This window comes from Streptomyces sp. NPDC006643 (genome assembly GCF_042870175.1).
GTDB lineage: Bacteria > Actinomycetota > Actinomycetes > Streptomycetales > Streptomycetaceae > Streptomyces.
Genome location: NZ_JBIAHA010000010.1, coordinates 139,994 through 162,417, shown reverse-complemented (window position 1 = coordinate 162,417; position 22,424 = coordinate 139,994). Strand labels below are relative to the sequence as shown.

The following is a 22,424-nucleotide window of genomic DNA, read 5'->3' as shown; positions in this document are numbered from 1 at the left end:
ACTGTGCGGTGTGCGCCTTACAGACCGGCCGCCGCGCGCAGGGCGTCCACGCGGTCCGTGCGCTCCCAGGTGAAGTCCGCCTCCTCGCGGCCGAAGTGGCCGTACGCCGCCGTCTGGGCGTAGATCGGGCGGAGCAGGTCCAGGTCGCGGATGATCGCGGCCGGGCGGAGGTCGAAGACCGAGGCGATGGCCTGCTCGATCTTCTCGACGTCGACGGCCGCCGTGCCGAAGGTCTCGATGAACAGGCCCACCGGCTCGGCCTTGCCGATCGCGTACGCGACCTGGACCTCGCAGCGCGAGGCGAGGCCGGCCGCGACCACGTTCTTCGCGACCCAGCGCATCGCGTACGCAGCCGAGCGGTCCACCTTGGAGGGGTCCTTGCCGGAGAAGGCGCCGCCGCCGTGGCGGGCCATGCCGCCGTAGGTGTCGATGATGATCTTGCGGCCGGTGAGGCCGGCGTCGCCCATGGGGCCGCCGATCTCGAAGCGGCCCGTCGGGTTGACCAGCAGGCGGTAGCCCTCGGTCTCCAGCTTGATGCCGTCCTCAAGGAGCTGCTTGATCACGTGCTCGACGACGAACTCGCGGATGTCGGGCGCCAGGAGCGAGTCCAGGTCGATGTCCGACGCGTGCTGCGAGGAGACGACGACCGTGTCGAGGCGGACGGCCTTGTCGCCGTCGTACTCGATGGTGACCTGGGTCTTGCCGTCGGGGCGCAGGTACGGGATGGTCCCGTTCTTGCGGACCTCGGACAGCCGGCGCGAGAGCCGATGGGCGAGGTGGATCGGGAGCGGCATCAGCTCGGGCGTCTCGTCGCAGGCGTAGCCGAACATCAGGCCCTGGTCGCCGGCGCCCTGCTTGTCCAGCTCGTCCTCCACACCGCCGACCCGCTTCTCGTAGGCGGTGTCGACGCCCTGGGCGATGTCGGGGGACTGCGCTCCGATGGACACCGACACGCCGCAGGAGGCGCCGTCGAAGCCCTTCTTCGAGGAGTCGTAGCCGATTTCCAGCACCTTGTCGCGGACGAGCTTCGCGATGGGCGCGTAAGCCTTGGTGGTCACCTCGCCGGCCACATGCACCAGGCCGGTGGTGATCAGGGTCTCGACCGCCACGCGTGAGGTGGGGTCCTCCCTCAGGAGCGCGTCGAGAATGGTGTCGCTGATCTGGTCAGCGATCTTGTCGGGGTGACCTTCGGTCACGGACTCCGAAGTGAACAGACGGCGCGACACATCGCTCCCTGGGGTTGCAGCGGCTGCTGGCTAGATCCTTGGCGGAACGCCCGGGGAGCTGCGCCCCGCGTCGTTCCGCCGCCAGTTTATCCGGCCGACGGCTCGGAAGGTCCAGACGTCTCGGACTGTGGGAGTGGAGTTAGGGGTGTCACTCCGTCCTGCGATACGACGATCGTCCCCTATCCCGACCTGGAACACCTGGTTTGAGCCGTTTTTCCCCGCCCGAAGGAGCGAACGAAGAATTAACGTCCCGTTCGTCTACGCGGAGCCGAATGCCGGTACGACCAGATCCCAGACCGTGTCGGCGAGGGCGTCCTTGGGGCCGTGCGGCACCGGGGTCTCGCCGCCGTCCGCGGCGAGAATCACCGCCTCGTTCTCCTCGGCGCCGAAGGTCTTGCGCTCCCCCACCTCGTTGACGACCAGCAGATCGCAGCCCTTGCGCCGCAGCTTCGCCCGGCCGTTGGCCAGCACGTCGTCCGTCTCGGCGGCGAATCCGACGATCACCTGGCCGGGCCTGGCGCGCTCGGTGCCGATCTCGGCGAGGATGTCCGGGTTGCGGACCAGCACGATGGGCGCCGGCTCCTGGCCGTCCTTCTTCTTGATCTTGCCCGTGGCGTAGTCGGCGGGGCGGAAATCGGCCACGGCCGCGGCCATCACCACCGCGTCGGCGTCGGCAGCCGCTTTCAGGACGGCTTCGCGCAGCTGTACGGCGGTGCCGACGCGCACGATGTCGACTCCGGCCGGGTCGGGCAGCCCGGTGTTGGCCTCGATGAGGGTGACACGGGCGCCACGGGCCGCCGCCGTACGGGCGAGGGCGTACCCCTGCTTGCCGGAGGAGCGGTTTCCGAGGAACCGTACGGGGTCGAGCGGCTCGCGCGTGCCGCCCGCCGAGACCACGACATGCCGGCCGGCCAGGTCGGGCTCGCTCACACCGCGTGCCAGCACCCGGCGGCACACCTCGAAGATCGCGTCGGGGTCGGGCAGCCGCCCCTTGCCTGTGTCGACGCCGGTCAGGCGGCCGACGGCGGGCTCGATGACGACGGCTCCGCGCTCGCGGAGGGTCGCGACGTTCGCCCGGGTGGCGGGGTGCTCCCACATCTCGGTGTGCATGGCCGGTGCGAAGACCACCGGGCAGCGCGCGGTGAGGAGCGTGTTGGTCAGCAGGTCGTCCGCCTGGCCGTGGGCGGCCTTGGCCAGCATGTCGGCGGTGGCGGGGGCGACGACGACGAGGTCGGCGGACTGGCCGATACGTACGTGCGGCACCTCGTGGACGTCCGACCAGACCTCGGTGGAGACGGGGTGGCCGGAGAGCGCCGCCCAGGTCGCGGCGCCGACGAAGTGCAGGGACGCCGCGGTCGGTACGACCTGTACGTCATGGCCCGACTCGGTGAGGCGGCGCAGCAGCTCGCAGGCCTTGTACGCGGCGATCCCGCCGCTCACCCCCAGGACGACCTTCGGCCTGTCCTGCGTCTTCGCCGACCGCTCCGTCTGGTCCACCGTGTCTCCCCGCGTTCGGATGGCTGCGTCGTCCCCCACCGGGAGACATCACCTATGACACACCACAGGCCCGGCAGTCGCGCTGCCGGGCCTGTGGGATGAGTAACTGTCGCCGTTACTGCGCCGGGCCGTCGATGGCCTCGGACGTCAGCAGACCCGCGTTGATCTCACGCAGGGCGATCGAGAGCGGCTTCTCGTGAACGTGCGTGTCCACCAGCGGACCGACGTATTCGAGCAGGCCCTCGCCGAGCTGTGAGTAGTACGCGTTGATCTGACGCGCGCGCTTGGCCGCGTAGATCACGAGGCTGTACTTCGAGTCCGTGGCCTCAAGCAGCTCGTCGATCGGCGGGTTGATGATGCCCTCGGGCGTGGAAATGGAAGAGGACACTCTCTTGCCTTCCGAAGATAAATCAGGGAAATACAGGAAATGCGAGGTGCTGCCGACGGCTGCGCGAAAGCAGACAGGGGTCAGACAACTGCCATCAAGGCTAGCAGCTCGCGGGCCACGTCCTCGACGGAGGTGTTGACGAGGCAGATGTCGAACTCCGGCTCGGCGGCCAGCTCCACCTTCGCGGCCTCCAGCCGGCGCTCGATCACCTCGGGCGACTCGGTGCCCCGGCCGGTCAGCCGGCGGACCAGTTCGTCCCAGCTCGGCGGCGCGAGGAAGACCAGCCGGGAGTCCGGCATCGAGTCCTTGACCTGCCGCGCGCCCTGGAGATCGATCTCCAGGAGCACGGGCTCGCCCGCCTCCAGGCGTTCGAGCACCGCGCGACGCGGCGTGCCGTAGCGGTTGCCCGCGAACTCCGCCCATTCCAGCAGCTCGCCGTTGGCGACCAGTTTGTCGAACTCCTCGTCGCCGACGAAGAAGTACTGGACGCCATGACGTTCGCCGGGACGCGGTTTTCTGGTGGTGGCCGACACCGAGAGCCATACCTCGGGGTGGACCTTGCGCATATGGGCGACGACCGTGCTCTTGCCGACCCCCGAGGGGCCGGAGAGCACGGTCAGCCGCGAACGTACCTCTGGTGCCATGCAGCGATTATCCAGGTTCCCGGGAGTGCCCGGGAACGTCAGGCGGCACCGCCGCCGAACTCGCGTTCAAGCGACGCGATCTGGTTGGAGCCGAGACCCCGCACACGCCGGCTCTCGGAGATGCCGAGCCGCTCCATGATCTGCTTGGCGCGGACCTTGCCCACGCCGGGCAGAGATTCGAGGAGGGCGGAGACCTTCATCTTTCCGATGACGTCGTTCTCCTGGCCCTTCTTGATGACCTCGTGGAGGGAAGCGCCGGAGTGCTTGAGTCGATTCTTGACCTCGGCCCGCTCCCGGCGAGCCGCGGCGGCCTTTTCGAGCGCGGCTGCGCGCTGTTCAGGGGTAAGGGGCGGAAGAGCCACGCCTACGTCACCTCGGATGTCGAACTGTCGGATACGGACCGGTGAGGAACTGGTTCGCCCCACACCAGGGCGAGCAACGAGCGAAGGTTCCACGCGTTGGCTCTCGACGGAGACTAGCGTTGAAGACCGCTCTCGTCAGCGAGAACAGCCGAAAAGTCCTGGTCAGCATCGCTCGACCAGGACATTCCAGGCAAAACAACCCGCTTTTCTGCTTCAATCCGGTTCAGCGCGCTCCGTCAGCGCTCCGGACCACGCCCTCAACCGCCGTCCGGACCTCGTCGCTGAACCGCTCCGCCGCCGCACGCAGGGCGTAAACATCCGGACCGTGCCGCAGTACGCCGCGGCTGACGCTCGGCACCACGTTTCCGACGGCCGCGCCGAACACCCCCGGAAGATCGGCGGGGGTCGCCCCCTGTGCCCCGATGCCGGGGGCGAGGAGCGGACCGTTGATGGCGAGATCCACACCGGCCTCGCCGAGGGTCGCCCCGACGACGGCACCGACCGAACCGAGCGGCGCCGCCCCGGAGTTCTCCGCGGCCATGTGATCGAGCATCAGCTGCGCGAGCGGCCGGCCGTCCGCCGTGGTGGACCGCTGGACCTCCGCGCCCTCCGGGTTGGAGGTGAGGGCGAGCACGAAGAGACCGGAGCCGCCGGCGCGCGCCGCGTCCAGGGCGGGCCGCAGCGAGCCGAAGCCGAGATACGGCGAGACCGTGAGCGCGTCCGAGAAGAGCGGGCTGCCCCTGTCGAGGTAGGTCTCGGCGTACGCGGCCATGGTGGAGCCGATGTCACCGCGCTTGGCGTCCATCAGGACGAGCGCACCGGCGGCCCGCGCCTCGGCGACTGCCTTCTCCAGGACGGCGACACCGCGCGAGCCGAACCGCTCGAAGAAGGCCGACTGCGGCTTCAGTACGGCGACGCGGTCGGCCAGCGCCTCGACGACCGTCCGGGTGAAGGCCGTCAGACCCGCGACGTCGTCGCTCAGACCCCAGGCGTGCAGCAGCGAGCTGTGCGGGTCGATGCCCACGCAGAGCGGGCCCCGGGTGTCCATGGCGCGGCGCAGCCGGGCCCCGAACGGGTCGGGCGCGGGCCGGACTTCGGCGGCGGGTGCGTTCACGCGCGCACCTTCCTGGTGTCGGCGCCGACGGCGTCGGCGAGTGTGGCGTACTCGCTGGTGGCGAGGCGCGCGGCGAGCCCCTTGTGGATGCCCCGGCTCCAGAACGGGCCCTGGTAGATGAAGGCGCTGTAGCCCTGGACGAGCGTCGCGCCCGCGAGGATCCGCTGCCAGGCGTCCTCGGCGTTCTCGATGCCTCCCACGCCGACCAGGGTGATCCGGTCTCCCACACGCCCGTACAGCCGCCTCAGGACCGCCAGCGAGCGCTCCTTGAGGGGCGCTCCGGACAGTCCGCCGGTCTCGGCGAGCAGCGAGGGGGCCGTCTTCAGGCCGAGGCCGTGCCGCGCGACGGTGGTGTTGGTGGCGATGATGCCGTCCAGGCCCAGCTCGACGGCCAGGTCGGCGACCGCGTCGATGTCCTCGTCGGCGAGGTCGGGGGCGATCTTGACCAGCAGCGGGACCCGCCGTCCGGTGACGACGCGGTCGGCGGCCTCGCGTACGGCGCTCAGCAGCGGGCGCAGCTGGTCGACGGCCTGGAGGTCGCGCAGGCCGGGGGTGTTGGGCGACGAGACGTTCACCACGAGGTAGTCGGCGTACGCGGCCAGGCGCTCGGTCGACGTCACATAGTCACGGATCGCCGCGTCGGGGGCCACGGTCTTGGTCTTGCCGATGTTGACGCCGACCGTCGTACGGAAGACGGCGCGGCGGGTGGCGAGACGCAGGGCGACGGTGGCCGATCCGTCGTTGTTGAAGCCCATGCGGTTGATCAGGGCGCGGTCGGCGGGCAGCCGGAACAGCCGCTGCCGGGGGTTGCCCGGCTGCGGCTGCCCGGTGACGGTGCCGATCTCGACGTGGTCGAAGCCGAGCATGGCCATGGCGTCGACGGCGACGGCGTTCTTGTCGAAGCCGGCGGCGAGTCCGAAGGGGCCGTGCATCCGCAGCCCGAGGGCCTCGGTGCGCAGCTCCTTGTAACGAGGTGCCAGCGCCGCCGCGACGAAGGTGCGCAGGACGGGGACGCCGACGACGAACCGGATCCAGCGGAAGGCCAGCTGATGGGCCTGCTCCGGATCCATCCGTCGGAAGAAGAGCCGGAAGAAGAGTCGGTACATGGGAGCAGGCTCCTCCTAGTCCTCGCGGGCGGCGATGAGGTGCTGGGCGTGTTCCTGGAGGGAACGGACGCCGACGTCGCCGTGGTTGAGGGCGTCGATGCCCTGGACGGCCGCCGCGAGCGCCTGCACCGTCGTCAGACAGGGGACGCCGCGGGCCACGGCGGCGGTGCGGATCTCGTAGCCGTCGAGCCGGCCGCCGGTGCCGTACGGGGTGTTGACGATGAGGTCGACCTCGCCGTCGTGGATGAGCTGGACGATGGTCTTCTCGCCGTTCGGCCCGGTGCCCTCGAACTGCTTGCGCACGATGCGGGCGTTGATGCCGTTGCGCCGGAGGACCTCGGCGGTGCCGGAGGTGGCGAGCAGTTCGAAGCCGTGGGCGACCAGTTCACGCGCGGGGAAGATCATGGATCGCTTGTCGCGGTTGGCGACGGAGATGAAGGCGCGGCCCTTCGTGGGAAGCGGACCGTACGCCCCTGCCTGCGACTTGGCGTACGCCGTGCCGAAGACGGAGTCGATGCCCATGACCTCGCCGGTGGAGCGCATCTCCGGGCCGAGGACGGTGTCGACGCCCCGCCCGTGGATGTCGCGGAAGCGGGACCACGGCATGACGGCCTCCTTGACGGAGATCGGCGCGTCCATGGGGAGGGTGCCGCCGTCGCCGTTGGCGGGCAGCAGGCCCTCCGTACGGAGGTCGGCGATCGTGGCGCCGAGCGAGATCCGGGCGGCGGCCTTGGCCAGCGGCACGGCGGTGGCCTTGGAGGTGAAGGGCACGGTGCGCGAGGCGCGCGGGTTGGCCTCCAGGACGTAGAGGATGTCCCCGGCCAGCGCGAACTGGATGTTGATCAGGCCGCGGACGCCGACCCCGCGCGCGATGGCCTCGGTGGAGGCGCGCAGCCGCTTGATGTCGAAGCCGCCGAGGGTGATCGGGGGCAGGGCGCACGCCGAGTCGCCGGAGTGGATGCCGGCCTCCTCGATGTGCTCCATGACGCCGCCGAGATACAGCTCCGTGCCGTCGTAGAGCGCGTCGACGTCGATCTCGATGGCGTCGTCGAGGAAGCGGTCCACCAGGACGGGCCGGGTGGGGCTGATCTCGGTGGACTCGGCGATGTACGAGGAGAGGCGGACCTCGTCGTACACGATCTCCATGCCGCGCCCGCCGAGGACGTAGCTGGGGCGGACCAGCACCGGGTAGCCGATCTCGTCGGCGATGGCCTTGGCCTCGTCGAAGGTGGTGGCCGTGCCGTGCTTGGGCGCGGGCAGTCCGGCCTCGGCGAGGACCCGGCCGAAGGCGCCGCGGTCCTCGGCGGCGTGGATGGCCTCCGGGGGCGTGCCGACGACGGGGACGCCGTTGTCCTTGAGCGCCTGGGCCAGGCCGAGCGGTGTCTGGCCGCCGAGCTGGACGATGACGCCCGCGACGGGCCCGGCCAGGGTCTCCGCGTGCACGATCTCCAGGACGTCCTCCAGGGTGAGCGGCTCGAAGTAGAGCCGGTCGGAGGTGTCGTAGTCGGTGGAGACGGTCTCCGGGTTGCAGTTGACCATCACGGTCTCGTACCCGGCGTCGCTCAGCGCGAAGGAGGCGTGCACACAGGAGTAGTCGAACTCGATGCCCTGACCGATGCGGTTGGGACCGGAGCCGAGGATGATCACGGCGGGCTTCTCGCGCGGCGCGACCTCGCTCTCCTCGTCGTAGGACGAGTAGAAGTACGGGGTCTTCGCGGCGAACTCGGCGGCGCAGGTGTCGACCGTCTTGTAGACGGGGCGCACGCCCAGCGCCTGCCGTACCTCGCGTACGACGTCCTCGCGCAGCCCGCGGATCTCGGCGATCTGGGCGTCGGAGAAGCCGTGCCGCTTGGCTTCGGCGAGGAGTTCGGGGTCGAGCTTCTCCGCGGCGGCCAGGTCGTCCGCGTACTCCTTGATCAGGAAGAGCTGGTCGACGAACCACGGGTCGATCTTCGTCGCGTCGAAGACCTCCTCCTGGCTCGCTCCCGCCCGGATCGCCCGCATGACGGTGTTGATCCGGCCGTCGGTGGGGACCTTCGCCAGCTCCAGCAGCTCGGCCTTGGTACCGAGGCCGATGCCACCGGGTCCGTCCGGGCCGCCCGGGTCGCCGGTGAAGGAGAACTGGCTGCCCTTCTTCTCCAGCGAGCGCAGCGCCTTCTGGAGCGCCTCGGTGAAGTTACGGCCGATGGCCATGGCCTCGCCCACCGACTTCATGGTGGTGGTGAGGGTGGCGTCGGCGGCGGGGAACTTCTCGAAGGCGAAGCGCGGGACCTTCACCACCACGTAGTCGAGGGTCGGTTCGAAGGACGCCGGGGTCTTCTCGGTGATGTCGTTGGGGATCTCGTCCAGCGTGTAGCCCACGGCGAGGCGCGCGGCGATCTTGGCGATCGGGAAGCCGGTGGCCTTGGAGGCGAGCGCGGAGGACCGCGAGACGCGGGGGTTCATCTCGATGACGATGATCCGGCCGTCGGCCGGGTCGACGGCGAACTGGATGTTGCAGCCGCCGGTGTCGACGCCGACCTCGCGGATGATCGCGATGCCGATGTCACGCAGCCGCTGGTACTCGCGGTCGGTGAGGGTCATCGCGGGCGCGACGGTGATGGAGTCGCCGGTGTGGACGCCCATCGGGTCGAAGTTCTCGATGGAGCAGACGACCACGACGTTGTCGTTCCGGTCGCGCATCAGCTCCAGTTCGTACTCCTTCCAGCCGAGGATCGACTCCTCCAGAAGCACCTCGGTGGTCGGCGAGAGCATCAGGCCCTGTCCGGCGATCCGGCGCAGCTCGTCCTCGTCGTGCGCGAAGCCGGAGCCGGCGCCGCCCATGGTGAAGGAGGGGCGTACGACGACGGGGTAGCCGCCCAGTTCCTCGACGCCGGCCAGGATGTCGTCCATCGAGTGGCAGATGACGGAGCGGGCGGACTCGCCGTAACCGATCTTCGCCTTGACGGCTTCGACGACGCCCTTGAAGAGGTCGCGGTCCTCGCCCTTGTTGATGGCTTCGACGTTGGCGCCGATCAGCTCGACGCCGTACTTCTCCAGGACACCGTTCTCGTGCATGGAGATCGCCGTGTTGAGGGCGGTCTGGCCGCCGAGGGTGGGCAGCAGCGCGTCGGGGCGCTCCTTGGCGATGATCTTCTCGACGAACTCGGGGGTGATCGGCTCGACGTACGTGGCGTCGGCGATCTCCGGGTCGGTCATGATCGTCGCCGGGTTGGAGTTGACGAGGATGACGCGCAGGCCCTCGGCCTTGAGGACGCGGCAGGCCTGGGTGCCCGAGTAGTCGAACTCGGCCGCCTGGCCGATGACGATCGGACCCGAGCCGATGACCAGGACGGACCGGATATCGGAGCGCTTAGGCACGCTGGCCCTCCATCAGGGATGTGAAGCGGTCGAAGAGGTACGCGGCGTCGTGCGGGCCGGCGGCCGCCTCGGGGTGGTACTGGACGCTGAAGACCGGCCGGTCGAGCAGCCTGAGTCCTTCGACCACGTTGTCGTTGAGACAGACGTGGGAGACCTCGGCGCGGCCGTAGGGGGTCTCGGTGATCTGGTCGAGCGGGGCGTCGACGGCGAACCCGTGGTTGTGCGCGGTGACTTCGACCTTGCCGGTGGAACGATCCTGCACCGGCTGGTTGATTCCCCGGTGGCCGTACTTGAGCTTGTACGTGCCGAAGCCCAGCGCGCGGCCGAGGAGTTGGTTGCCGAAGCAGATGCCGAAGAGCGGGGTGCCGCGCTCCAGCACGCCCTTGACCACGGTCAGGTCGGCGGTGGCGGGGTCTCCGGGGCCGTTGGAGAGGAACACGCCGTCCGGCTCGACCGCGTACACGTCATCGACGGTGGCGGTGGCGGGCAGGACGTGCACCTCGATGCCGCGCTCGGCCATCCGCCGCGGGGTCATGCCCTTGATGCCGAGGTCGATGGCGGCGACGGTGAACCGCTTGGTGCCGACGGCCGGGACGACGTACGACTCGGCGGTGGCGACCTCGGCGGAGAGGTCGGCGCCCTTCATCGCGGGCGCTTCCCGCACGCGCGCGGTGAGCGCCGCGTCGTCGGCGAGGAGGCCGCCGGCGAGCGCGTCGCCGGAGAAGATGCCGACGCGCATGGCGCCGCGCTCGCGCAGATGGCGGGTGAGCGCGCGGGTGTCGACGCCGCTGATGCCGACGATGCCCTGCCGGACCAGCTCCTCGTCCAGCGAGCGCCGGGAGCGCCAGTTGGACGGGGTGCGGGCGGGGTCGCGTACGACATAGCCGGCGACCCAGATCCGGCCGGACTCGTCGTCCTCGTCGTTGACGCCGGTGTTGCCGATGTGCGGGGCGGTCATGACGACGACCTGGCGATGGTACGAGGGGTCGGTGAGGGTTTCCTGGTAGCCGGTCATGCCGGTGGAGAACACCGCCTCGCCGAAGGTCTCCCCCACGGCCCCGTAGGCACGGCCGCGGAAGCTGCGGCCGTCCTCCAGGACGAGTACGGCGGGAGCCTCGGCGGCTCCCCGGGTGGAGAGGGTCATCGTGCGGTGCCTTCCGTCGTCATGGGCGCGTCGTCTGTGGTGATCGCCTGGTTCATGAGGTTGATCGCCTCGACCCACGCGGCGTGCTCCGCCGCGCGGTCGGAGCGGAAGCCGGAGTCGAGCAGCCTGTCGCCGTGCTGCCAGGTGAGGATCAGCAGCCCGCCCTCGGCGAGGACCTTGCCGGCGATGCCCTTGTCGAGCCGGGCGGCGCGCAGTTGGCCGGCCGGGACGAAGAAGTCGGTGGCTCCGGGGCGTACGACGTCCACGCCCGCGTCGGTGAGCGTCAGCTCCACCCGGCTGCGGACGCCCAGGCCGTGGGCGACGATCCGGTCCAGCCACTGACCGGCGGTGGTGGAGCCGTGGTAGCGACCGCTGAGGCGCAGCGTCACGTCCTTGTCGGCGACCGCCGCCTCGGGCGCCTGCGGCAGCTCGGGGAGGTCGGACTGAAGGCTCCCGCGCCACTTCCAGCCCTGGCGCATCAGCCAGTACACGAACGCGATGAACAGGAGCAGACCCACCACCCAGCCGATGCGGGCGGCCCAGTCGGTCACATCCGCCGACTTCTGTTCGGCGGCCAGATTGATCAGTACAGCGCTCACGCCAGATTCCCGTCGACGACCGTGGCACGGCCCCGCAGGAAGGTGTGGGTGACGCGTCCCGGCAGCTCACGGCCCTGGTAGGGGGTGTTACGGCTGCGGGAGGCGAAGCCCGCGGGGTCCACCACACCACGGTAAGCGGGATCGACGAGCGTGAGGTTGGCGGGCTCACCTGCCGAGACGGGACGGCCGTGACCGGCGAGCCGGCCGATCTGCGCGGGCCGGAACGACATCCGGTCGGCGACGCCCGCCCAGTCGATGAGACCGGTGTCGACCATCGTCTGCTGGACGACGGACAGCGCGGTCTCCAGGCCGACCATGCCCATGGCCGCCGCGGCCCACTCGCAGTCCTTGTCCTCGTGGGGGTGCGGGGCGTGGTCGGTGGCGACGCAGTCGATCGTGCCGTCCGCCAGGGCCTCGCGCAGCGCGAGGACGTCGGCCTCGGTGCGCAGCGGCGGGTTCACCTTGTAGACGGGGTTGTAGGTCCGTACGAGCTCGTCCGTCAGCAGCAGGTGGTGCGGGGTGACCTCGGCGGTGACGTTCCAGCCCTTGGACTTGGCCCAGCGGACGATCTCGACGGAACCGGCCGTGGAGAGATGGCAGATGTGGACGCGGGAGCCGACGTGCGCGGCCAGCAGTACGTCGCGCGCGATGATCGACTCCTCGGCGACGGCGGGCCAGCCGCCGAGACCCAGCTCCGAGGAGACGATGCCCTCGTTCATCTGGGCGCCCTCGGTGAGCCGGGGCTCCTGGGCGTGCTGGGCGATGACGCCGTCGAAGGCCTTCACGTACTCCAGGGCGCGGCGCATGATCACCGCGTCGTCCACGCACTTGCCGTCGTCGGAGAAGACGCGCACCCCGGCGGCCGAGTCGTGCATGGCGCCGAGTTCGGCGAGCTGCTTGCCCTCCAGGCCGACGGTGACGGCGCCGATCGGCTGCACGTCGCAGTAGCCGGACTCCCGGCCGAGCCGCCAGACCTGCTCGACGACACCGGCGGTGTCGGCGACGGGGAAGGTGTTGGCCATGGCGTGCACGGCGGTGAAGCCGCCGACCGCCGCCGCCCTGGTGCCGGTGAGGACGGTCTCGGAGTCCTCGCGGCCGGGCTCGCGCAGATGCGTGTGCAGGTCGACCAGGCCGGGCAGCAGGATCTGCCCCTCGGCCTCGACGACGGTGGCGTCGCCCGCGTCGACCGTCGTGTCGACCCGCTCGATGACCGTGCCGTCGATGAGGACGTCGCGCGCTTCGCCGCCGAGCACCTTGGCGCCACGGATCAGGATCTTGCTCATGGTTACTTGCTCTCCTCGGTGGCGGACGACGCGCGGGAATGGGTGACGGCGGGTTCGTTGCCGCCAAGAAGCAGATACAGCACGGCCATACGCGTCGAGACGCCGTTGGCGACCTGCTCGACGGCCGTGCAGCGGTCGGAGTCGGCGACCTCGGCGGTGATCTCCATGCCCCGGTTCATCGGGCCCGGGTGCATGACGATCGAGTTGTCGGGCATCCGGGCCATCCGCTCGCCGTCGAGCCCGTAACGCCGTGAGTACTCGCGCTCGGTGGGGAAGAAGGCGGCGTTCATCCGCTCGCGCTGGACCCGCAGCATCATCACCGCGTCGGACTTGGGCAGCACCTGGTCGAGGTCGTAACTCACCTCGCAGGGCCACTTCTCGACGCCGATCGGCACCAGGGTCGGCGGGGCGACGAGGGTGACCTGCGCGCCGAGCGTGTGCAGCAGCAGGACGTTGGAGCGGGCGACGCGGCTGTGCAGGATGTCGCCGACGATCGTGATGCGGCGGCCTTCGAGGTCCCGGCCGAGGCCCGCGTCGGCGCCGACGAGCCTGCGGCGCATGGTGAAGGCGTCGAGGATCGCCTGGGTGGGGTGTTCGTGCGTGCCGTCGCCCGCGTTGATGACGGCGCCGTCGATCCAGCCGGAGTTGGCGAGCCGGTACGGGGCGCCGGAGGAGCCGTGCCGGATGACGACGGCGTCGGCGCCCATCGCCTCCAGCGTCAGCGCGGTGTCCTTGAGCGACTCTCCTTTGGAGACGGACGAGCCCTTGGCCGAGAAGTTGATGACATCGGCGGACAGGCGCTTGGCGGCGGCCTCGAAGGAGATCCGGGTGCGGGTCGAGTCCTCGAAGAAGAGGTTGACGACCGTACGGCCGCGCAGTGTCGGCAGCTTCTTGATGGGCCGGTCGGCGACCCGGGCCATCTCCTCGGCGGTGTCGAGGATCAGCACGGCGTCGTCGCGTGTGAGGTCCGCGGCGGAGATGAGATGGCCGGGGGTACGGGGGCTTGCCCCTGTGAGGCGCAGCATCGGGTGTGCTCCGTTGTGTGGAGGTGGCTCTGGGGTCCGGGGGTGTCCCCCGGGAGGGCGCGGCGGCGTCGGGACGCGACGGCGCGCGGTCGGCCGGGTACGGGCCTGCGGCGTGCGGAGGTCCGCGCTACTGCTCGCCGGCCGGGCCGGGCTCCCCCGGGTCGGACTTCCGCAGACCGAGCAGCACGGTGTCGCGGCCGTCCTCCTCGGCGAGCTGGACCTTCACCGTCTCGCGCAGCGACGTGGGCAGGTTCTTGCCCACGTAGTCGGCGCGGATGGGCAGTTCGCGATGGCCGCGGTCGACGAGGATGGCGAGCTGGACCGCGCGCGGTCTGCCGATGTCGCCCAACGCGTCGAGGGCGGCGCGGATCGTACGGCCGGAGAAGAGCACGTCGTCCACGAGGACGACGAGCCGTCCGTCGACGCCGTCGGCCGGGATGTCGGTACGGGCCAGCGCGCGGGCGGGCCGCATCCGCAGGTCGTCGCGGTACATGGTGATGTCGAGGGAGCCGACCGGGATCTTGCCGCCGGTGATCTCCTCTAGCTTCTCGCCGAGCCGGCGGGCCAGGAAGACGCCGCGGGTGGGGATGCCGAGCAGAACCACGTCGTCGGCGCCCTTGCCGCGTTCGACGATCTCGTGGGCGATACGGGTCAGTGCCCGTGCGATGTCGGGCGCCTCCAGCACGGGGCGGGCGACTTCAGAGCTGTGCGTGTCCATAAGAAACGGACCTCCTTCTCCGCCTCACGGGACGGACGTTAAAGGACGTCGGATTTGCGCCGTCGACATTACCAGGTCCGAGCGCCTTTTCCGGACTTGTGGAGGGGTGGGTCCGAACCATTCGGCTTGACGCATCCAAGTCACGCTGCGTAACCTCACAGTGAGTTACCAGCCACGCGGCGGAGCCGCAGATTGTCCCAGCGTCCGGGGAGCCTTATGTCCAGCGAATACGCAAAGCAGCTCGGGGCCAAGCTCCGCGCCATCCGCACCCAGCAGGGCCTCTCCCTCCATGGCGTGGAGGAGAAGTCCCAGGGCCGTTGGAAGGCCGTGGTGGTGGGGTCGTACGAGCGCGGCGACCGCGCGGTGACCGTGCAGCGCCTCGCCGAGCTGGCCGATTTCTACGGGGTGCCGGTGCAGGAGCTGCTGCCGGGCACGACGCCGGGCGGCGCGGCCGAGCCCCCGCCGAAGCTCGTCCTGGACCTGGAGCGTCTGGCCCACGTCCCGCAGGAGAAGGCCGGCCCGCTCCAGCGTTACGCGGCGACCATCCAGAGCCAGCGCGGCGACTACAACGGCAAGGTGCTGTCGATCCGCCAGGACGACCTGCGCACCCTCGCGGTGATCTACGACCAGTCGCCCTCGGTCCTCACCGAGCAGCTGATCAGCTGGGGTGTCCTGGACGCGGACGCGCGCCGCGCGGTGGCCCACGACGAAGGCTGACAGCCCGGTACAGAACAGCAGAAACGTCACATCCGGTGGGGCGGACCGCGTCGGCGGTCCGCCCCACCGGCATGTCCGGGTGGCCGGCGCCCCTGTCGGGGCCGTACGCCGCCGGGACGGCCGACGACCTGCCCGAGGGCGCCGGCGGCCCGTCGCGTGCGCGCAGAGCGCCGTCTGGGCCCGTCAGGCGCCGGTCCGCCCCGACGGGGGCGGACCGGCACGACACGATCACGGGGCACGCGAGAGAGATGTCACTCCGCGCCGACGGGTCGAACGCGGGTACGGCCGAAGCGGCGGCGCCGCTTCGGGGGCCCATCACCCGGATGGCCCAGTCGCACCCGGCCGGGACACGGGCGGCCCCTCGCGCCGGAGAGGGGCGGGCCGGACACGCAAACGCCGGACGGGCCGCAGGTGCGGCCCGTCCGGCGTTTCGAGTTGCTTCGGCGATCGCGCTAGTCGACGCGCAGCAGGCTCGGCTTGAGGTCCTTGAAGCGGCCGAGGAGGCCGTTCACGAACGACGGTGAGTCGTCGGTGGAGAACTCCTTGGCGAGCTGTACCGCCTCGTCGATCACCACGGCGTCCGGCGTGCCGTCCACCCACACCAGTTCGTACGTGCCGAGCCGCACGATGTTCCGGTCGACGACCGGCATCCGGTCGAGCGTCCAGCCCACCGAGTAGGTGGAGATGAGCTCGTCGATCCGCTCGGCGTACCGCGCGTATCCCTCGACGAGTTCCATCGTGTACTCGCTGACCGGCGGCTGGCGGTCGTCGGTCCGGGCGTGCCGAAGCCAGTCCGCGAGGACCGTCTGCACGGGCGCCCCGCGCTGGTCGGCCTCGAAAAGGATCTGGAAGGCGCGCTTACGGGCCTTGTTGCGGGCAGCCACGGTTAGCTGTTCACCCGGCCGAGGTACTCACCGGAGCGCGTGTCGACCTTGATCTTCTCGCCGGTCGTGATGAAGAGCGGGACACCGATCTCGTAACCGGTCTCCAGCTTGGCGGGCTTGGAGCCACCGGTGGAGCGGTCGCCCTGCACACCGGGGTCGGTGTGCTCGATGACCAGCTCGACGGCGGCGGGCAGCTCGACGTAGAGCGCGTTGCCCTCGTACATCGCGACCGTGGCCTCGAAGCCCTCCAGGAGGAAGTTCGCGGCCTGGCCGACGACCTCCCTGCTGATGTGGATCTGGTCGTAGGTACCCATGTCCATGAAGACGAAGTACTCGCCGTCCATGTATGAGAACTGCATGTCGCGGCGGTCGACGCTGGCCGTCTCGACCTTCACGCCGGCGTTGAAGGTCTTGTCGACGACCTTGCCGGAGAGCACATTCTTCAGCTTGGTGCGCACAAAGGCCGGGCCCTTGCCAGGCTTGACGTGCTGGAACTCGACGACGGACCAGAGCTGGCCAGAGTCGAGCTTGAGCACCATGCCGTTCTTGAGGTCGTTCGTGGAAGCCACGGTTGCGGAATCTCCTGGACTGAAGCTGGGTGGGACCACGGGTGCGCGCCACCGGCGGGACCGGCGAAAACGGCCGGAGCACTAGAGCGCGAGCAATTCCTTGGTCGTGATGGTGAGTAGCTCGGGTCCGCCGTCCGCCTCGGGGCGGACGACGAGCGTGTCATCGATCCGGACTCCGCCCCGGCCCGGGAGGTGGACCCCCGGTTCGACGGTGACCGGCACACAAGCGTCCAGTTTACCCATGGCGGCGGGTGCCAACTGCGGGTCCTCGTCGATTTCGAGTCCGACACCGTGTCCGGTACGGGCCGCGAGCCCTTCGCCGTATCCCGCCGACTCCAGCGGCTGACGGGCCGCGCGGTCCACGTCGCGGTAGGCGGTTCCGGGCGTCAGAGCCTCCCGACCTGCCCGTTGTGCGGCGAACACCAGGTCGTACAGGTCGATCTGCCAGTCGGCGGGAGACGAGCCGATGACGAAGGTGCGGCCGATCTCGCAACGATATCCGTGGTAGTTGGCGCCGAGACGAACGGAGAGGAAATCTCCCTCCTCGACCCTGCGGTCCGACGGCCGGTGCCCCGGGCGGCCAGCGTTCGGCCCGGTGGCGACGGAGGTACGGAAGGCGGGTCCGTCGGCGCCGTGGTCGACCAGCCGGCGCTCCAGTTCGAGGGCGAGATGGCGTTCGGTGCGGCCGACGAGGATCGATTCGAGCAGTTCGCCCAGTGCCTGGTCGGAGATCTCGGCGGCGATCCGCAGCTGGGAGATCTCCTCCTCGTCCTTGACCGTCCGCTGCTGTTCGACGGTGCGGCCGAGATCGGCGAGGAGCAGCCGGGGCGCCACCGAGCCGATGGCGCGGTGGCGGGCGACGGTCAGATGGTGCTCCTCCACGGCGAGGGTCCGGGCGGTGGCCGGATCGAGGAGGTCGGCGGCGGCGACGGCCGGATCGCCCGAGGTGGTGGGCAGCACGGTGAGCCGCAGCCCCTCGTCGGGACGGCCCTCGGCCGGGTCGCCGGTGGGGGTGCGGGGGCAGAGCAGTACGTCGCGCTCCTCGGCGACACCGACCAGCAGGACGGCCCCCGGTGGCGCCCCGCCCGCGAGATAGCGGACGTTGGCGGGCAGTGAGACCAGGGCGGCATCGGTGCCGGCTGCGGCGCACCGGTCACGCAGCCGCCCGCGACGGACCGCGAACACCTCTGACATGTATCGAGCCTATGAGCGCGCGCCCGGCTCGGCGCGGTCGGCGCGTCCGACCGGGGGCGCGGCGGCCCCCGCCGGTGCGCCGTCCGGCCGCGCCGACGGGGCCCGGCTACCAGGCCGGCGGGCTCGCGATCGAGCGGGCCAGTACGTCGTCCAGCACGCGGGCCGTCGTCTCGACGTCGTACTTCGAGTTGTCGATGATCGGCAGTCCCGAGCCGTACCAGCCGGCCATCCGGCCGTGGATCCCCGCGACCTCCTCGTCGGAGAGCCTGCGGTTGCCGCTGCGCTCCGCGTTCCGCTCCAGGACGACCTCCAGGCCGGGCAGCAGCACGACGGGCAGCAGACCGGGGCCGACGTGGCGCTTCCAGCCGCCGAGCCCGACGACGGGGCGGTCCGGGAAGACCGCGTCGTCGAGGATGCAGGAGATGCCGTTGGCGAGGAAGTTACGGGCGGCGAAGCCGCAGGTGCGGCGGGCGAGCCGGTACTGCGCCTCGGAGTGGTCGTTCCATCCCGACTGGGGGTCGGCGAAGCCGGAGCAGACCCATTCCCGTACGTCGTCGAGGCTGATGTGCGCGGTGGGGACAGGACGGCGGGCCGCCCAGTGCCGGGCGACGGTCGTCTTGCCCGCGCCGGCCGGGCCGATCAGCAGGACGGCCAGCGTGGCGGCGCCCGTACCGCCGTCGGCGGGATGCGGCACGGGCAGCGGAACCGGTCCGCCCGGCGGCAGTTGGACATGCCCGGTCGAGTCCGGCGCGGGTGGCGCCGGGGGGCCCTGCGGAGGGACGGGCGCCTGCCCCTGCGGGATTCGCTGGGGACCGGTCGACCGGCCGGACGGCGGCGGCCCCTGTGGCGGGCGCGGTCCGCCGTGCTGAGGCGGCCCGCCCTGCGGGTGCGCGTGCGGATGTGGATGCTGGTGCGGTGCGCCGTGTCCGGGCGGTCCCGGGTGCCCGCCCGATGGCGGCTGCGCCCCGTACGGCGCCGCGCCCGGTACGGGCGGTTGCCCGTGGGGCGCGGGAGGGCCGGCGTGCGGTGGCGGGCCCTGGGGCGGGGAGCCGTACGCCCACCCGCCCGCGTCCTGCCCGCCCGCTCCGTGTCCCGAACCATGGGGAGGCGGCAGCGGAGCCCCCACTGCGTGCTGCATCCGGTGCCACTTTCGTCTCGTACGTCTGACTGATCGCTCGGCCGCCCGGCCGACTCGCCACCGAACGGTACCTTCACCGGCCGACTCCGTGAGAACGTCGCACGCCCGCCCCGAGTGCCCGGCCGCCCGTTCGGGCTTCGCCGACTCCCGTCGTCAGCCGTCCAGTTCCTCGGCGACGGCGCGCAGCGCCAGTCGGTACGAGCCGATGCCGAATCCCGCGATCGTGCCACTGGCGACCGCCGCGACGACCGACGTATGGCGGAATTCCTCGCGTGTGTACGGGTTGGAGATGTGCACCTCGATCAGTGGCGCGGTGCGCTGCGCCGCCGCGTCCCGCATTCCGTACGAATAGTGGGTGAAGGCCCCGGGGTTGAGCACGACGGGGATCGATCCGTCGGCCGCCTCGTGCAGCCAGCGGATCAGCTCGCCCTCGTCGTTCGTCTCGCGGACGTCAACCGCGAGGTCCAGCTCCTTGCCGGTCGACTGGCAGGTCTCCACAAGACCGGCGTAGGAGACGGAGCCGTAGACGTCCGGTTCGCGGGAACCGAGCCGCCCCAGGTTGGGGCCGTTGAGCACCAGCACCCGACGGGTCACTCGGACACCTCCCCGTACGCCGCGAGCAGCACGGCCGGGTCCGGTCCCTCCAGCACGGTCGGCTTGGCCAGACCGTCGAGGACGATGAATCGCAGCAGGTCACCGCGGGATTTCTTGTCGACCTTCATGGTTTCCAGCAGCTTGGGCCACTGGTCGCCCCGGTAGGTCAGCGGCAGTCCGACGGACTTCAGGACGGCGCTGTGCCGTTCGGCGGTGGCATCGTCCAACCGCCCGGCGAGACGGCCGAGTTCGGCGGCGAAGACCATACCGATGGAGACGGCGGCGCCGTGCCGCCATTTGTAGCGTTCGTTCTTCTCGATGGCGTGGGCGAGCGTGTGCCCGTAGTTGAGGATCTCGCGTACGCCGGACTCCTTGAGGTCGTTGGACACGACCTCGGCCTTGACCCGGATGGAGCGCTCGATCAGCTCGGCGGTGTGCGGTCCGGTGGGGACACGGGCGCCTTCGGGGTCGGACTCGATCAGATCGAGAATGGCCGGATCGGCGATGAATCCGGCCTTGATGATCTCGGCCATGCCGCTCACGTAGTCGTGCACGGGCAGCGAGTCCAGCGCCGCGAGGTCGCACAGCACCCCGGCGGGCGGGTGGAAGGCGCCGACGAGGTTCTTGCCCTCGGCGGTGTTGATGCCGGTCTTGCCGCCGATCGCCGCGTCGACCATGCCGAGGACGGTGGTCGGTACGGCGATCCACCGCACGCCGCGCAGCCAGGTCGCGGCGACGAAGCCCGCGACGTCAGTGGTGGCGCCGCCGCCGACGCCGACGATGACGTCGCTGCGGGTGAAACCGGTCTGTCCGAGCGCCTTCCAGCAGTAGGCGGCGACCTCGACGGTCTTGGCCTCCTCGGCGTTCGGCAGCTGGATGGCGACCGCCTCGTACCCCTGGTCCGCCAGGTCCTGGCGCAGCGTCTCACCGGTCTCGGCGAGCGCCTCCGGGTGCAGTACGGCGACGCGCTTGGCCTGGGCGCCGATGAGCGCGGGCAGTTCGCCCAGCAGCCGTCGGCCGACGAGCACCTCGTACGGGTCGTGGCCGGCGGTGCCGCCGACCTGGATACGGGTGACCGGCTGGTCCTGGTCCGTCGTCATGCGTCGTTCTCCTTGCCGGGGTTGGCCGACGGATCGGCTCCGGGGACGGCCGTGGCGCCCAGTTCCAGCGCCTCGATGACGGCCTCGGCGACCTCTTCGGGTGCCCGCTCGTCCGTCGGGACGATCGCGCGCGCGACCTCCGTGTAGAGGGAGCGGCGCTCCTCCATCAGGAGCTTCCACTGCTGGCGGGGGTTGATGGCGAGCAGGGGGCGGGCCAGGCCCAGTCCGGTGCGCCGTACCGCCTCGTTCGCCTCCATCGAGAGATAGACGACGGGCAGTCCCGTGAGCAGTTCACGGGTGTCCTTGTCGAGGACCGCCCCGCCGCCGAGCGCGACGACGCCGGGGTGTTCGGTGAGCGCGGTGCGTACGGCGGTCCGCTCCAGCTCCCGGAAGTGCTGCTCGCCGTCGTCGAAGAAGATGTCCGAGATCTCGCGGCCCTCGGCCGCGACGATGTCGGCGTCGGTGTCCCGGTACCCGGTGTCGAGGCGTTCGGCGAGCAGCGCGCCGACGGTGGTCTTGCCGACCCCCATGGGGCCGACCAGGACGACCAGTGGGCCGCTCATCGGACGACCAGGTTCTCAAGGTACGACTCGACGTTGCGCCGGGTCTCCGGGACGCTGTCGCCGCCGAACTTCTCGGCCACGGCGTCGGCGAGGGTCAGCGCGACCATGGCCTCGGCGACGATGCCCGCAGCGGGCACGGCGCAGACGTCGGAGCGCTGGTGGTGCGCCTTGGCGGGCTCGCCGGTGACGACGTCGACGGTGGCGAGTGCGCGGGGCACGGTCGCGATGGGCTTCATCGCGGCGCGTACGCGCAGCAGTTCGCCCGTCGACAGCCCGCCCTCGGTGCCGCCGGAGCGGCCCGACGCGCGCCTGAGGCCCTCGTCGGTGAGCATGATCTCGTCGTGCGCCTGGGAGCCGGGCACCCGGGCGAGGCCGAAGCCGTCGCCGACCTCGACGCCCTTGATGGCCTGGATGCCCATGAGGGCGGCGGCGAGCCGGGCGTCGAGTCTGCGGTCCCAGTGGACGTGCGAGCCGAGGCCGACGGGCACGCCGTACGCCAGCACCTCGACCACACCGCCGAGGGTGTCCCCGTCCTTGTGGGCCTGGTCGATCTCGGCGACCATCGCCTCGCTGGCCTCGGGGTCCAGGCAGCGCACGGGGTCGGCGTCGAGCCGCTCCACGTCGCCGGGGGTCGGGTGGACGCCGTACGGGGCCTTGGCGGTGGCCAGTTCGACGACATGGGACACGATCTCGATCCCGGCCGTCTCCTTCAGGTAAGAGCGGGCGACCGCGCCGAGCGCGACCCTGGCCGCCGTCTCCCGGGCGCTGGCGCGCTCCAGGATCGGCCGGGCCTCGGACGCTCCGTACTTCTGCATGCCCGCGAGGTCGGCGTGGCCGGGACGCGGGCGGGTCAGGGGCTCGTTGCGGGCGAGCCCGGCCAGGATCTCGGGGTCGACCGGGTCGGCCGACATGACCTGTTCCCACTTGGGCCACTCGGTGTTGCCGACCATGATCGCGACGGGTGATCCCATGGTCAGCCCGTGCCGTACGCCGCCGAGGAAGGTGACCTCGTCGCGCTCGAACTTCATCCGCGCGCCGCGTCCGTAGCCGAGGCGCCGCCTGGCGAGGTGATCGCCCACGATCTCCGTGGTGATCGGCACACCCGCGGGAAGACCCTCCAGCGTCGCGACGAGTGCGGGGCCGTGCGACTCCCCGGCTGTCAGCCAGCGCAACCTGCTCAACGGTGCTCCTCGGTAATT

Annotated in this window: 22 protein-coding genes; 1 reads left to right on the top strand and 21 read right to left on the bottom strand. The window is 70.7% G+C overall.

Annotated elements, in window-relative coordinates:
* Positions 1–17 precede the first annotated feature (17 nt).
* The 13 genes from metK to pyrR all read right to left on the bottom strand — a co-directional run bounded on the left by metK (position 18) and on the right by pyrR (position 14,466).
* Positions 18–1,226, bottom strand: a complete 1,209-nt coding sequence (metK, locus tag ACFYNU_RS15955) for a methionine adenosyltransferase (protein ID WP_356597201.1) — start codon at positions 1,224–1,226, stop codon at positions 18–20.
* Positions 1,227–1,484: 258 nt separating this feature from the next.
* Positions 1,485–2,723 carry a bifunctional phosphopantothenoylcysteine decarboxylase/phosphopantothenate--cysteine ligase CoaBC gene (coaBC, locus tag ACFYNU_RS15950; RefSeq protein ID WP_356597203.1) on the bottom strand — a complete coding sequence of 413 codons (1,239 nt, stop codon included), beginning with the start codon at positions 2,721–2,723 and terminating at the stop codon, positions 1,485–1,487.
* Positions 2,724–2,838: 115 nt separating this feature from the next.
* Complete coding sequence (gene rpoZ, locus ACFYNU_RS15945; protein ID WP_023542989.1) at positions 2,839–3,111, bottom strand: DNA-directed RNA polymerase subunit omega; 273 nt, start codon at positions 3,109–3,111, stop codon at positions 2,839–2,841.
* Between the two features lie 80 nt (positions 3,112–3,191).
* Positions 3,192–3,755 (bottom strand): guanylate kinase, encoded by a 564-nt coding sequence (gmk, locus tag ACFYNU_RS15940; RefSeq protein WP_356597205.1) that lies wholly within the window; start codon positions 3,753–3,755, stop codon positions 3,192–3,194.
* 38 nt (positions 3,756–3,793) lie between these two features.
* Positions 3,794–4,117 carry an integration host factor gene (locus ACFYNU_RS15935; RefSeq protein ID WP_023542987.1) on the bottom strand — a complete coding sequence of 108 codons (324 nt, stop codon included), beginning with the start codon at positions 4,115–4,117 and terminating at the stop codon, positions 3,794–3,796.
* A gap of 223 nt (positions 4,118–4,340) precedes the next feature.
* The gene (gene pyrF / locus ACFYNU_RS15930) at positions 4,341–5,231 is read right to left on the bottom strand and encodes an orotidine-5'-phosphate decarboxylase (RefSeq protein ID WP_356597208.1); all 891 of its coding nucleotides are present in this window, start codon (positions 5,229–5,231) and stop codon (positions 4,341–4,343) included.
* Complete coding sequence (locus tag ACFYNU_RS15925; RefSeq protein ID WP_356597210.1) at positions 5,228–6,337, bottom strand: quinone-dependent dihydroorotate dehydrogenase; 1,110 nt, start codon at positions 6,335–6,337, stop codon at positions 5,228–5,230. The genes pyrF and ACFYNU_RS15925 overlap by 4 nt, the downstream gene beginning before the upstream one ends.
* A gap of 15 nt (positions 6,338–6,352) precedes the next feature.
* A complete protein-coding gene (gene carB, locus ACFYNU_RS15920) occupies positions 6,353–9,697 on the bottom strand; it encodes a carbamoyl-phosphate synthase large subunit (RefSeq protein ID WP_356597212.1) in 3,345 nt (1,114 codons plus the stop codon).
* Positions 9,690–10,841, bottom strand: a complete 1,152-nt coding sequence (gene carA / locus ACFYNU_RS15915) for a glutamine-hydrolyzing carbamoyl-phosphate synthase small subunit (protein ID WP_356597214.1) — start codon at positions 10,839–10,841, stop codon at positions 9,690–9,692. The genes carB and carA overlap by 8 nt, the downstream gene beginning before the upstream one ends.
* The gene (locus tag ACFYNU_RS15910; RefSeq protein WP_356597216.1) at positions 10,838–11,440 is read right to left on the bottom strand and encodes a hypothetical protein; all 603 of its coding nucleotides are present in this window, start codon (positions 11,438–11,440) and stop codon (positions 10,838–10,840) included. Before ACFYNU_RS15910 ends, carA begins: the two co-directional genes overlap by 4 nt.
* The gene (locus tag ACFYNU_RS15905) at positions 11,437–12,723 is read right to left on the bottom strand and encodes a dihydroorotase (protein WP_356597218.1); all 1,287 of its coding nucleotides are present in this window, start codon (positions 12,721–12,723) and stop codon (positions 11,437–11,439) included. Before ACFYNU_RS15905 ends, ACFYNU_RS15910 begins: the two co-directional genes overlap by 4 nt.
* Before the next feature lie 2 nt (positions 12,724–12,725).
* Entirely contained in the window at positions 12,726–13,748 is a 1,023-nt protein-coding gene (locus ACFYNU_RS15900) for an aspartate carbamoyltransferase catalytic subunit (RefSeq protein WP_356597220.1), read from the bottom strand.
* 127 nt (positions 13,749–13,875) lie between these two features.
* Positions 13,876–14,466 carry a bifunctional pyr operon transcriptional regulator/uracil phosphoribosyltransferase PyrR gene (gene pyrR, locus ACFYNU_RS15895; protein ID WP_356597222.1) on the bottom strand — a complete coding sequence of 197 codons (591 nt, stop codon included), beginning with the start codon at positions 14,464–14,466 and terminating at the stop codon, positions 13,876–13,878.
* A gap of 216 nt (positions 14,467–14,682) precedes the next feature.
* On the opposite strand from pyrR, the gene bldD reads away from it, so the two are divergent.
* On the top strand, positions 14,683–15,183 hold the full coding sequence (gene bldD, locus ACFYNU_RS15890) for a transcriptional regulator BldD (RefSeq protein ID WP_023542978.1): 501 nt from the start codon (positions 14,683–14,685) through the stop codon (positions 15,181–15,183).
* A 452-nt stretch (positions 15,184–15,635) separates the two neighbouring features.
* On the opposite strand, the gene nusB is transcribed toward bldD, so the two are convergent.
* From nusB to aroC, 8 genes are all read right to left on the bottom strand, one after another.
* Positions 15,636–16,067, bottom strand: coding sequence for a transcription antitermination factor NusB (gene nusB, locus ACFYNU_RS15885; RefSeq protein ID WP_356592268.1), 432 nt, complete (start codon positions 16,065–16,067; stop codon positions 15,636–15,638).
* A gap of 2 nt (positions 16,068–16,069) precedes the next feature.
* Positions 16,070–16,636: an elongation factor P gene (efp, locus tag ACFYNU_RS15880; protein ID WP_356592266.1), complete on the bottom strand. Its 567-nt coding sequence runs from the start codon at positions 16,634–16,636 to the stop codon at positions 16,070–16,072.
* 81 nt (positions 16,637–16,717) lie between these two features.
* The gene (locus tag ACFYNU_RS15875) at positions 16,718–17,830 is read right to left on the bottom strand and encodes an aminopeptidase P family protein (RefSeq protein WP_356592264.1); all 1,113 of its coding nucleotides are present in this window, start codon (positions 17,828–17,830) and stop codon (positions 16,718–16,720) included.
* Positions 17,831–17,936: 106 nt separating this feature from the next.
* Positions 17,937–18,968 carry an AAA family ATPase gene (locus tag ACFYNU_RS15870; RefSeq protein WP_356592262.1) on the bottom strand — a complete coding sequence of 344 codons (1,032 nt, stop codon included), beginning with the start codon at positions 18,966–18,968 and terminating at the stop codon, positions 17,937–17,939.
* A gap of 153 nt (positions 18,969–19,121) precedes the next feature.
* Positions 19,122–19,562, bottom strand: a complete 441-nt coding sequence (gene aroQ / locus ACFYNU_RS15865; protein ID WP_356592260.1) for a type II 3-dehydroquinate dehydratase — start codon at positions 19,560–19,562, stop codon at positions 19,122–19,124.
* Positions 19,559–20,662 (bottom strand): 3-dehydroquinate synthase, encoded by a 1,104-nt coding sequence (aroB, locus tag ACFYNU_RS15860; protein WP_356592258.1) that lies wholly within the window; start codon positions 20,660–20,662, stop codon positions 19,559–19,561. Before aroB ends, aroQ begins: the two co-directional genes overlap by 4 nt.
* Complete coding sequence (locus ACFYNU_RS15855) at positions 20,659–21,225, bottom strand: shikimate kinase (RefSeq protein WP_356592256.1); 567 nt, start codon at positions 21,223–21,225, stop codon at positions 20,659–20,661. The genes aroB and ACFYNU_RS15855 overlap by 4 nt, the downstream gene beginning before the upstream one ends.
* On the bottom strand, positions 21,222–22,406 hold the full coding sequence (aroC, locus tag ACFYNU_RS15850) for a chorismate synthase (protein ID WP_356592254.1): 1,185 nt from the start codon (positions 22,404–22,406) through the stop codon (positions 21,222–21,224). Before aroC ends, ACFYNU_RS15855 begins: the two co-directional genes overlap by 4 nt.
* Positions 22,407–22,424 lie beyond the last annotated feature (18 nt).

Excerpts from the sequence above, each read along its gene's own strand:
- ACFYNU_RS15855 (WP_356592256.1), bottom strand. The coding sequence starts at position 21,225 with ATGAGCGGCCCACTGGTCGTCCTGGTCGGCCCCATGGGGGTCGGCAAG.
- aroB (WP_356592258.1), bottom strand. The coding sequence starts at position 20,662 with ATGACGACGGACCAGGACCAGCCGGTCACCCGTATCCAGGTCGGCGGC.
- pyrR (WP_356597222.1), bottom strand. The coding sequence starts at position 14,466 with ATGGACACGCACAGCTCTGAAGTCGCCCGCCCCGTGCTGGAGGCGCCC.
- ACFYNU_RS15905 (WP_356597218.1), bottom strand. The coding sequence starts at position 12,723 with ATGAGCAAGATCCTGATCCGTGGCGCCAAGGTGCTCGGCGGCGAAGCG.
- ACFYNU_RS15925 (WP_356597210.1), bottom strand. The coding sequence starts at position 6,337 with ATGTACCGACTCTTCTTCCGGCTCTTCTTCCGACGGATGGATCCGGAG.
- ACFYNU_RS15875 (WP_356592264.1), bottom strand. The coding sequence starts at position 17,830 with ATGTCAGAGGTGTTCGCGGTCCGTCGCGGGCGGCTGCGTGACCGGTGC.
- ACFYNU_RS15900 (WP_356597220.1), bottom strand. The coding sequence starts at position 13,748 with ATGCTGCGCCTCACAGGGGCAAGCCCCCGTACCCCCGGCCATCTCATC.
- bldD (WP_023542978.1), top strand. The coding sequence starts at position 14,683 with ATGTCCAGCGAATACGCAAAGCAGCTCGGGGCCAAGCTCCGCGCCATC.
- gmk (WP_356597205.1), bottom strand. The coding sequence starts at position 3,755 with ATGGCACCAGAGGTACGTTCGCGGCTGACCGTGCTCTCCGGCCCCTCG.
- carA (WP_356597214.1), bottom strand. The coding sequence starts at position 10,841 with ATGACCCTCTCCACCCGGGGAGCCGCCGAGGCTCCCGCCGTACTCGTC.
- ACFYNU_RS15870 (WP_356592262.1), bottom strand. The coding sequence starts at position 18,968 with ATGCAGCACGCAGTGGGGGCTCCGCTGCCGCCTCCCCATGGTTCGGGA.